At 74.4% G+C, this 9,152-nt stretch carries 10 protein-coding genes, 1 tRNA gene and 1 pseudogene; 10 read left to right on the forward strand and 2 right to left on the reverse strand.

Annotation, left to right across the window (positions count from 1 at the left end; genetic code table 11):
* Nucleotides 1-3 precede the first annotated feature (3 nt).
* From ACI6PP_RS10840 to ACI6PP_RS10865, 6 genes are all read left to right on the forward strand, one after another.
* Complete coding sequence (locus tag ACI6PP_RS10840) at nt 4-585, forward strand: FtsB family cell division protein (RefSeq protein ID WP_421111542.1); 582 nt, start codon at nt 4-6, stop codon at nt 583-585.
* Complete coding sequence (locus ACI6PP_RS10845; RefSeq protein WP_421111544.1) at nt 578-1,084, forward strand: DUF501 domain-containing protein; 507 nt, start codon at nt 578-580, stop codon at nt 1,082-1,084. Before ACI6PP_RS10840 ends, ACI6PP_RS10845 begins: the two co-directional genes overlap by 8 nt.
* Nucleotides 1,081-1,995, forward strand: coding sequence for a Ppx/GppA phosphatase family protein (locus ACI6PP_RS10850; RefSeq protein ID WP_421111546.1), 915 nt, complete (start codon nt 1,081-1,083; stop codon nt 1,993-1,995). The genes ACI6PP_RS10845 and ACI6PP_RS10850 overlap by 4 nt, the downstream gene beginning before the upstream one ends.
* On the forward strand, nt 1,992-2,828 hold the full coding sequence (locus ACI6PP_RS10855; protein ID WP_421111548.1) for a uracil-DNA glycosylase: 837 nt from the start codon (nt 1,992-1,994) through the stop codon (nt 2,826-2,828). The genes ACI6PP_RS10850 and ACI6PP_RS10855 overlap by 4 nt, the downstream gene beginning before the upstream one ends.
* The gene (locus tag ACI6PP_RS10860; protein WP_421111550.1) at nt 2,815-3,633 is read left to right on the forward strand and encodes a hypothetical protein; all 819 of its coding nucleotides are present in this window, start codon (nt 2,815-2,817) and stop codon (nt 3,631-3,633) included. Before ACI6PP_RS10855 ends, ACI6PP_RS10860 begins: the two co-directional genes overlap by 14 nt.
* 19 nt (nt 3,634-3,652) lie before the next feature.
* A tRNA-Leu gene (locus ACI6PP_RS10865) sits at nt 3,653-3,726 on the forward strand.
* 15 nt (nt 3,727-3,741) lie between these two features.
* Here ACI6PP_RS10865 and trmB read toward each other — a convergent pair.
* Nucleotides 3,742-4,467 carry a tRNA (guanosine(46)-N7)-methyltransferase TrmB gene (trmB, locus tag ACI6PP_RS10870; protein ID WP_421111551.1) on the reverse strand — a complete coding sequence of 242 codons (726 nt, stop codon included), beginning with the start codon at nt 4,465-4,467 and terminating at the stop codon, nt 3,742-3,744.
* 128 nt (nt 4,468-4,595) lie between these two features.
* Between trmB and ACI6PP_RS10875 the strand changes: the two genes are divergently transcribed.
* Nucleotides 4,596-5,456, forward strand: a complete 861-nt coding sequence (locus tag ACI6PP_RS10875) for a Bax inhibitor-1/YccA family protein (protein ID WP_421111553.1) — start codon at nt 4,596-4,598, stop codon at nt 5,454-5,456.
* 197 nt (nt 5,457-5,653) lie between these two features.
* Here the strand turns inward: ACI6PP_RS10875 and ACI6PP_RS10880 are convergent, their stop codons facing one another.
* On the reverse strand, nt 5,654-6,607 hold the full coding sequence (locus ACI6PP_RS10880; protein ID WP_421111555.1) for an SGNH/GDSL hydrolase family protein: 954 nt from the start codon (nt 6,605-6,607) through the stop codon (nt 5,654-5,656).
* Between the two features lie 87 nt (nt 6,608-6,694).
* Between ACI6PP_RS10880 and ACI6PP_RS10885 the strand changes: the two genes are divergently transcribed.
* From ACI6PP_RS10885 to ACI6PP_RS10895, 3 genes and pseudogenes are all read left to right on the forward strand, one after another.
* Nucleotides 6,695-8,065 carry a cystathionine beta-synthase gene (locus ACI6PP_RS10885; RefSeq protein WP_421111557.1) on the forward strand — a complete coding sequence of 457 codons (1,371 nt, stop codon included), beginning with the start codon at nt 6,695-6,697 and terminating at the stop codon, nt 8,063-8,065.
* Between the two features lie 31 nt (nt 8,066-8,096).
* Nucleotides 8,097-8,816 (forward strand): tyrosine-protein phosphatase, encoded by a 720-nt coding sequence (locus tag ACI6PP_RS10890; RefSeq protein ID WP_421111559.1) that lies wholly within the window; start codon nt 8,097-8,099, stop codon nt 8,814-8,816.
* Nucleotides 8,817-8,883: 67 nt separating this feature from the next.
* A pseudogene (locus ACI6PP_RS10895) lies at nt 8,884-9,152 on the forward strand (hypothetical protein); the annotation flags it as partial.

Below are 9,152 nucleotides of genomic sequence, written 5' to 3' on the forward strand. Positions count from 1 at the left end.
CTGATGGCCCGCGACCCGCGCCAGCGGCCGCGCCCGCGTCCCGGCCCCCGGTCGGGCGCGGCGCGGCCGGCGCGGTCGCGTCCGTCCGTCCGCGAGGCGGTGACGACGCGGCCCCGTTCGCGCTTCACCGGCCGCGCGGCGGTGATGCTGCTCGTCATGCTCGTGCTCGTCATCTCCTACGCGTCGAGCCTGCGCGCCTGGCTGCAGCAGCAGGACGAGCTGCGGGCGGCGCGCGCGGAGATCACCCGGGCCGAGGGCTCCATCTCCGACCTCCAGCGCGACAAGCGTCGCTGGAACGACGACGCCTACGTCGAGCAGCAGGCCCGTGAGCGCTTCGGCTGGGTCAACCCCGGCGAGGTCGGGTACCGCGTGGTCGACGCGAACGGCACGGTGCTCGGCAACGAGTCCAAGCCGCCGGTGCGCGCGACGGGCGAGCCCGACGGACCCGACTGGTACACCTCCCTGTGGGGCACGGTCGAGAAGGCCGGCGAGAAGCCGGAGAAGAGGACGCGCGACGCGAACGACGTGATCGTGCCCGACGCCGACGAGATCGCACCGAAGGACGACGAATCCAGCGATGACTGACCCCGCCGACCTCCAGGCGGTGGCCGCCCAGCTCGGACGTGAGCCGCGCGGCGTGCGCGCCGTCGTGTCCCGCTGCCCCGCCGGCCACCCCAACGTCGTCGAGACCGAGCCCCGGCTCGACGACGGCACCCCGTTCCCGACGCTGTACTACGTCACCTGCGACCGGCTCGCCGGCGTCATCGGCACGCTCGAGGCCGCCGGCCTGATGCGCGAGATGACCGAGCGCCTGGCCGTCGACGACGAGCTCGCCGCGCACTACCGGCGGGCGCACGAGTCGTACCTCGCCGAGCGCGAGGCCATCGCCCACGTGCCCGAGGTCGAGGGCGTCTCTGCCGGCGGCATGCCGACGCGCGTCAAGTGCCTGCACGTCCTGGCCGGCCACTCGCTGGCCAAGGGACCGGGCGTCAACCCGCTCGGCGACGAGACGCTCGCGCTGCTCGGCCCGTGGTGGGAGGGCACGCCCTGCGACGTGCCCGTCGCGGACGACGACGCGTCGTGACGAGGGTCGCCGCGATCGACTGCGGCACCAACTCCATCCGCCTCCTGGTCGCCGACGTCCGTGGCGACCGCAAGGACGACCTGGTGCGCGACATGCGCATCGTGCGGCTCGGGCAGGGCGTCGACCGCACCGGCCGCCTCGACCCCGAGGCGCTGCGCCGCACGCTCGAGGCGTGCCGGGAGTACGCCGGGACCATCGCCGACCTCGGCGCCGAGCGGATCCGCCTGTGCGCCACCTCGGCCACCCGCGACGCGTCCAACGCCGCCGACTTCGCCGCGGGCGTCCGCGAGGTCCTCGGCGTCGAGCCCGAGGTGCTCAGCGGCGACGACGAGGCCGCGCTCACCTACCTCGGCGCGTCCCGCGACCTCCCCGACGTCGACGAGCCCGTGCTGGTGGCCGACCTCGGCGGCGGCTCCACCGAGCTCGTCGTGGGCACCGGCGGCACCGCCGACCAGGCGGTCTCGCTCGACGTCGGCTCGGTGCGGCTCACCGAGCGCCACCTGGCCGACGACCCGCCCACGGCGGAGCAGGTCGAGGCGTGCCGCGCCGACGTCCACGCCGCACTCGACGCCAGCGGCATCGACCTGACGTCGGTGCGCACCGTCGTGGGCGTCGCCGGCACGATCACCACCGTCGCCGCGGGCGTCCTCGGCCTCGACGGCTACGACCGCGACCGCATCCACCACGCGAGCCTGCCCTTCGCCGACGTCCGCACGCTGTGCGACGACCTCGTCTCCAGCAGCGTCGCCCGTCGCCGGGAGCTGGCCTGGCTGCACCCCGGACGCGCGGACGTCATCGGGGGAGGGGCGCTGGTCCTCGGCGGGCTGCTCGACGCCGTCCCGTCCGCCACGCAGCAGCTGCTCGTCTCCGAGTCCGACATCCTCGACGGGATCGCCTGGACCTGCGCATGACCGTGCCCCCCGGCGCCGAGGGCTTCGGCTCGCCGGTGCCGCCGGGGCAGGGGTGGCCCGGCGACCCGGCGGACGCGTCGACGCCGGTGGCGAGGTCGGCGGGCGGCGTGGCGCGTCAGGCCCGTTCGGTGCACGACCTGGACGACCTCGGGGCACGGGTGTCGGTGTGCTCGGCCTGCCCGCGGCTGGTGCGGTGGCGCGAGGACGTCGCCCGCGAGAAGCGGCGCGCGTACGCCGACGAGCCCTACTGGGGACGCCCCGTGCCCGGCTGGGGCGACGACGAGCCGTGGCTGCTCGTGGTGGGCCTGGCCCCGGCGGCCCACGGCGCGAACCGGACGGGACGGGTCTTCACCGGCGACCGCTCGGGCGACTGGCTGTTCGCCGCCATGCACCGCGCCGGGCTGGCCCGTACCGCGACGAGCGTCCACGCCGCCGACGGGCAGGAGCTGGTCGGCGCGCGGATGGTCGCGGCCGTCCGCTGCGCGCCGCCCGACAACGCGCCCACGGTCGACGAGCGCGACACCTGCGCCCCGTGGCTTCACGCCGAGCTCGCCCTGGTGTCACCGTCCGTGCGCGTCGTCGTCGCCCTGGGCGCGTACGGATGGGGTGCGACGTTGCGCGCCTGGCGCAGCTCCGGCGGCACCGTCCCGCGCCCGCAGCCACGCTTCGGGCACGGGGCCTCGGCCGCGCTGGAGACGCCGGACGGGCGTAAAGTGACCCTGCTCGGGTGCTTCCACCCGAGCCAGCAGAACACCTTCACGGGGAGGTTGACACCGGACATGCTCGACGACGTCCTGCACCACGCCAAGGCGGTGACCGGTGCCCACGACTGACCCCGACTCCCGCTCCCGCGGCGCCGCGGTGCGTCTCGACGCCCTGCTGCTCCAGCTCTTCGGCACGGTGCCCGCGGTCTCGGTGCAGACCTGGGACGGCTCCCGGGTCGACCACGGCACCGACGGCGTCGTCGTGCACATCCGCTCGCGCAAGGCCCTGCGACGCCTGCTCTGGGCGCCCGGCCCGCTGGGCGTCGCGCGGGCGTACGTCTGCGGCGAGATCGACGTCGAGGGCGACTTCTCGGTGGCCACCCGGCTGCTCTACGACTACGCCGAGGAGGTCGGCACCGAGCGCGAGCTCGACCAGGCCGGACGGCGCGAGGTGCTGCGCACGACCGTGCTGCTCGGTGCCGTCGGACCCGCCCCGCGCCCGCCGGACGTGGCTCTCGAGGCGGTCGGCGGTTTCGCGCCGGTGGGCGTCGAGATCGAGCGCGACCTGCCCCACGACCTCGCGTCCGCCGTCCTCGGGGTGCCGCTTCCCGACGAGGAGCGCGACGCCGAGGAGCCCGACGCGCCCGAGCGCGTGCGCCTGCACGTCACCAGCCCCGACCCCCTGAGCGCCCTGCTCGCGGGGTGGGAGAAGGACGACGTCGAGGTCACGTCGGTGGAGTCCGTCCGCGACGACGCCCTGCACACGCTGGCCCGTCGCGCGGAGGGTCTCGCCGAGCACTGGGCCGAGGTCGTGGGCGCGGTGGGGGAGCAGCGGGCCAGGGTCTGGCGCCTGTCGCTCGCGGCGAACGCCGAGAACCTGCGCCGCCGACGCGTGGCGGCCTACCGCGTGCGCGGCGAGCGCGTCCGTCCCTGAGCCATAGGGTGCAGCCAGCGCTCCCGTAGCCCAACCGGCAGAGGCAGACGGCTTAAACCCGTCCCAGTGTGGGTTCGAACCCCACCGGGAGCACCGCGCCCGCGGGGGTCAGTCGCGGACGTAGACGAGGTCGTGGACCTCGCGGCCGGCGCGTGCGGCCTTGGCCTCGAACCCGGTCTCGGGGCGGCCCTCGAACCGCGGCGCCCAGTCGCCGTCGAAGCCGCGGGTGAAGCCGGGGGCGGCGTCGAGCACGTCGCGCATCTGCGCGGAGTAGTGCGCCCAGTCGCTGGCCAGGCGCCACCGGGCACCCGGACGCAGCGCCCGCGCGGCGATCTGGGCGAACTGCGGGCTGACCAGACGTCGCTTCTGGTGCTTCTTCTTGTGCCACGGGTCGGGGAAGAACGTCCACAGCTCGTCGACGCTGCCGGGAGCGAGGGCGTTCTGCAGGACGCCGACGGCGTCGGCGCGGATCAACCGGACGTTGGGCACCTCGCGGCGGGCCGCCAGCAGCACCGTCTGGGCGACCCCGGGCTGGTAGACCTCCACGGCGAGGTGGTCGACGTCGGGGTGGGTCTCGGCGGCGTGGACGACGGCCTCGCCCTTGCCGGACCCGATCTCGACGACGAGCGGCGCCTCGCGGCCGAAGACGCCGGCGAGGTCGAGGCGGAAGTCGGGGTGCACCTCGGTGGTCGCCTCACCGCGGGGGACGTCGACGACGAAGCGGTCGGCGTGCTCGTCCCAGACGCGCTGACGCCGGGCGTCGAGCCGGCTGCCGCGGGCGGTGAAGGAGACGACCTTGCGCAGGTGGCGGTCGCCCGAGTCGGTCTGCTGCACCGCACCATTGTGCCGAGCGCCCCGCCACGGTCCCCAGCCGGCCGCCGGGAACACGCGGGCCGCCCGACACGTTGTTAGGATCACAGCGACGAGACCCGGCACTGTGGTCCCGCCCGACGGAGGAATCCATGCAGAGCAGCAACCCCGTGTTCGCCCGCAGCGAGGGGTTCAACGGCCGGTCCGCCGGTCCCGCCCCGAGCTACCAGAGCGATCCGTCCACCTGGTCCACCGGCGCAGGCGCGCCGACGGGCTACGACACCGGCTACGGTGCGCCGACGACCCCGGTGCAGCAGGGCCCCATGACGATCGACACGGTCGTCCAGAAGTCCGCGATCACCCTGGGCACGGTCGCGGTCGTCGGTGCCGCCACCTGGTTCTACCTCAGCCCCATCACCACGAACGCCGAGCTCAGCCGCGCCACGCTGCTCGCGTTCGCGGGCGTCATCGTCGGCTTCGTGCTGGCGATGGTCAACATTTTCAAGAAGGCCGTCAGCCCGCCGCTCGTCATCGCGTACGCCGCGGCCCAGGGCGTCGCCCTCGGTGGCCTCTCGCTCGTCATCCCGCTCCAGTTCGGTGCGGTGCCCGCGGGCGTCGTCCCGCAGGCCGTCCTCGGCACGGTGCTGGTGGTGGCCTCCACGCTCGGCGTCTACAAGTCCGGGCTGGTGCGCGTCACGACCAAGTTCAAGCGCGGCGTGATGATCGCCGGCATCGCGGCCGTCGGCCTGATGCTGGTCAACCTGGTGATGAGCCTGTTCGGCGTCCCGCTCGGCATCCGCGGCGACGGCCCGCTGGCCATCGGCTTCGGCCTGCTCATGGTGGGCCTCGGCGCGCTGTTCCTCATGCTCGACTTCGACGAGATCGAGCACGGCATCCGCAACGGCCTGCCCGAGAGCGAGTCCTGGCGCTCGGCGTTCGGCCTCACGGTCACCATCGTGTGGATCTACATCGAGATCCTGCGCCTGGTGTCCATCTTCAACAGCAGCGACTGACCCCACCGGTCGTCCGACGCCCCCGCCGCCCACCGGGCCGCGGGGGCGTCCTGCGTCCGCGGCCGTTCCCGGAGCACCCCCGAGCACCCCCGGCCTCCCACCCCGCGTCGACGTCCGACTTCTGCAACGCATCGCTGCCCGGAGCGTTGCAGAAGTCGGACCTCGACGGGAGGGGGAGCGCGGCGGGGAAGCGAGGGTCAGCGGCGGCGGAGGGAGGCCCAGCGGCCGCGGGGGCCGCGGTCGTCGCCGGCGACGTCGGTGGCGGCGACCTCGGTGCCGCCGACGGACGCGGCGCGCGCGGCGGCGAACGAGACGGGGAGCACGGTGCCGGACGGGTAGGTGGCGGCCTCCTCCTCGTCGTCCCAGGCGTCGACGGCGACCGCCACCGACGGCAGCATCGCGGCCACCATCGAGGCGTACCCGGCCAGGGACGGGTGGAAGCGGTCGGCGCCGAACAGCTCGTCGGGCGCGGAGGAGAAGTCGCGGCCGAGCAGGTTGGCCAGCGACACCGAGCGTCCGCCGGCCTCGACGGTGGTGATCATCTGGGCGGCGGCGAGTCGGCGGCTCCACGTCTGGGCCACCAGGCGCAGCGGCTGGGGGAGGGGACGGACGGTGCCGAGGTCGGGACAGGTGCCCACCACGACCTCGCACCCCAGGGCGCGCAAACGGCGCACCGCGCCGTCGAGGGACCGGACGGCCTGCGCGGGCGGCACCGAGTGGGTGACGTCGTTGGCGCCGACCACCACGGCGACGACGTCGGGCAGCGGGTCGACCCCGAGGTCGATCTGGCCGTCGAGGTCGGCCGAGCGGGCGCCGACGACCGCGCGGCTGCGCACCTCCACCGGACGGCCCGCGATCTGCGCGAGCCCGTGGCCCATCAGCGCGGGCGGGGTGTCGCCGGCGTCGGTCATGCCGTAGCCGACGGCCGCGGAGTCGCCGATGACGAGCAGCCGGATCGGGGTGCCCGGGAGGTCGTCGCCGTAGGTGCCGTCGGGGGACGGCGGGCGCGCCTCCGTCATGCCGATGGCCCGCCGCGCGAGCTTGGCCTCGGCCTTGAGCAGGCCGAAGATGCCGCCGCCGACCACGCCGATGCCACCGCCGCCGTAGAGCGCGGCAGCGGCGAGACGACGTGCTGCACGGGGTCCGGCCATGGGCCCATCCTGCCCCGCGGGCGGGTCGGGACGCCCGTCCGAGGCCTGTGGCGCCGACCACCCCGCCGCACGGCCTACTCTGGGGAGGTGGAGTACGCGAACTCGCTCATGGACCTCGTCGGCAACACCCCGCTCGTCAGGCTGGGCAAGGTGATCGACGGCGCGCCGGGCACGGTGCTGGCCAAGGTCGAGTACCTGAACCCCGGCGGCAGCGTGAAGGACCGCATCGCGCTGCGCATGGTCGAGGCGGCCGAGGCCGACGGCAGCCTCAAGCCCGGCGGCACGATCGTCGAGCCCACGAGTGGCAACACCGGCGTCGGCCTGGCCATCGTCGCGCAGGCGAAGGGCTACCAGTGCGTCTTCGTGTGCCCCGACAAGGTCAGCATCGACAAGCGCAACGTGCTCGAGGCGTTCGGCGCCCGCGTCGTCGTCTGCCCGACCGCCGTCGCGCCCGAGCACCCCGACTCGTACTACAACGTCTCCGACCGCCTGGTCCAGGAGATCGAGGGCGCCTGGAAGCCCAACCAGTACGCCAACGTCAACAACCCGCTGTCGCACTACGAGACCACCGGCCCCGAGCTGTGGCGCCAGACCGAGGGCCGCATCACCCACTTCGTCGCGGGCGTCGGCACCGGCGGCACCATCAGCGGCACCGGCCGGTACCTCAAGGAGGTCAGCGACGGCCGCGTGCAGGTGATCGGCGCCGACCCGGTGGGCTCGGTCTACTCCGGCGGGACGGGGCGTCCGTACCTCGTCGAGGGCGTGGGCGAGGACTTCTGGCCCACCACGTACGACCCCGACATCTGCGACCGCATCATCGAGGTCAGCGACAAGGACTCGTTCTGGACGACGCGCCGTCTCGCCCGCGAGGAGGCGCTGCTCGTCGGCGGCTCCTGCGGCATGGCGACGTGGGCCGCGGTCAAGCTCGCCCAGGAGCTCGACGACCCCGAGGCCGTCATCGTCGTGCTGCTGCCGGACGGCGGCCGTGGCTACCTCACCAAGGTGTTCGACGACCGCTGGCTCGCCCGGTACGGCTTCCTGCCGTCCGAGCAGGGCGAGACGGTGCGCGACCTGCTCACGCAGAAGGACGGCTCGCTGCCCGACCTCGTGCACACCCACCCCGACGAGACGATCGCCGACGCCGTCGCGATCCTGCACGAGTACGGCGTCTCGCAGATGCCCGTCGTGCGCGCCGAGCCGCCGGTGATGGCCGCCGAGGTCGCCGGGTCGGTCAGCGAGCGGCTGCTGCTCGAGCGGCTGTTCTCCGGGTCGGCCAAGCTCAACGACCGCGTCGAGGACCACATGTCCGAGCCGCTGCCGAGCATCGGCTCCGGCGAGGCGCTGTCGGCCGCCGTCGCGGCCCTCGAGACCGCCGACGCGGTGCTGGTGCACGTCGACGGCCAGCCCACCGGCGTCCTCACCCGTCACGACCTGCTGGGCCAGCTCTCCGGCAGCTGAGGCGTCCGACCCCGCGGATACAGTCGCGGGCGTGACCACCACCGTGCCCAACCTCCGCGACGTCGGAGGCATCCCCACCAGCGACGGCGGGCAGGTGCGCTCCGGCGTCCTGCTGCGCAGCGCGCTGCCCTACGGCGACGACCGCGCACCCGACGGCGTCGTCTGGCCGCCGGCCCGCGTCGTCGACCTCCGCTCGGCACCCGAGATCGGCCCCGGCCACCCGCTGGAGGGCACCGGGCCCGAGATGCACCACGTGCCGCTGCTCGAGGCGCTGCGGCCCGACGGCGTCCAGTCCGGCGACCCCGAGACGCGGCGACGGATGCGCGAGGGCGGGCTCGCCGAGCTCTACCTCGGCATGCTCGAGCTCGCGGGCCCCGACGTCGTGCGCGCGCTCGCGCTCGTCGCGGACGCGGACGGGCCCGTCCTCGTCCACTGCGCCGCCGGCAAGGACCGCACCGGCGTGCTCGTCGCGCTCGCGCTGCGCTGCGTCGGTGTGAGCCGCCACGACGTCGTCACCGACTACCTGCGCACCGGCGAGGCGATGGGCGACGTGCTCGCGCGGCTGCAGCACTCGCCGCGGATCGACCCCGACCGACCGGCCACCCCGGCCCACCTCGCCCTGCCCACCGACGCCATCGAGGCCGCGCTGGACGTGTGGGACGCCTGGCCCGGTGGCGCGACGGCCTGGGTGGCCGACGTCGGCGGCGACCCCGACCTGGTCCGCCGGCTCCGGGCGAGGCTCGTCGACTGAACCCTCTTGAACGTGTTCAAGTCTCGGTGCTACCGTACTTGAACACGTTCAAACAAGGAGACCCGCCATGTCGGACCTGACCATCAGCTACCTGCTCTACCTCGCCATCGCCGTGCCGCTGACCCTCGCGGTGGGGCACACGCTCTCGCGCCACGGCCGGGTGTTCCTCGCCGAGGTGGCCGGCGACGAGGCCGTCGCGCGGGCCACCAACTCGCTGCTCGTCGTGGGCTTCTACCTCGTCAACGTCGGCTTCGTGGTCTGGTTCCTGCGCTCGGACGCGCCGGTGGTCGGGGCGGCCGGCGTGCTCGAGGCGCTGTCGCTCAAGATCGGCGTCGT

The sequence above is a fragment of the Solicola agrisoli genome (assembly GCF_049059935.1).
GTDB lineage: Bacteria > Actinomycetota > Actinomycetes > Propionibacteriales > Nocardioidaceae > JAURVT01.

Coding starts and splice junctions, on each gene's coding strand:
- ACI6PP_RS10840 (WP_421111542.1), top strand. CDS start 4: ATGGCCCGCGACCCGCGCCAGCGGCCGCGCCCGCGTCCCGGCCCCCGG.
- ACI6PP_RS10845 (WP_421111544.1), top strand. CDS start 578: ATGACTGACCCCGCCGACCTCCAGGCGGTGGCCGCCCAGCTCGGACGT.
- ACI6PP_RS10855 (WP_421111548.1), top strand. CDS start 1,992: ATGACCGTGCCCCCCGGCGCCGAGGGCTTCGGCTCGCCGGTGCCGCCG.
- ACI6PP_RS10875 (WP_421111553.1), top strand. CDS start 4,596: ATGCAGAGCAGCAACCCCGTGTTCGCCCGCAGCGAGGGGTTCAACGGC.
- ACI6PP_RS10880 (WP_421111555.1), bottom strand. CDS start 6,607: ATGGCCGGACCCCGTGCAGCACGTCGTCTCGCCGCTGCCGCGCTCTAC.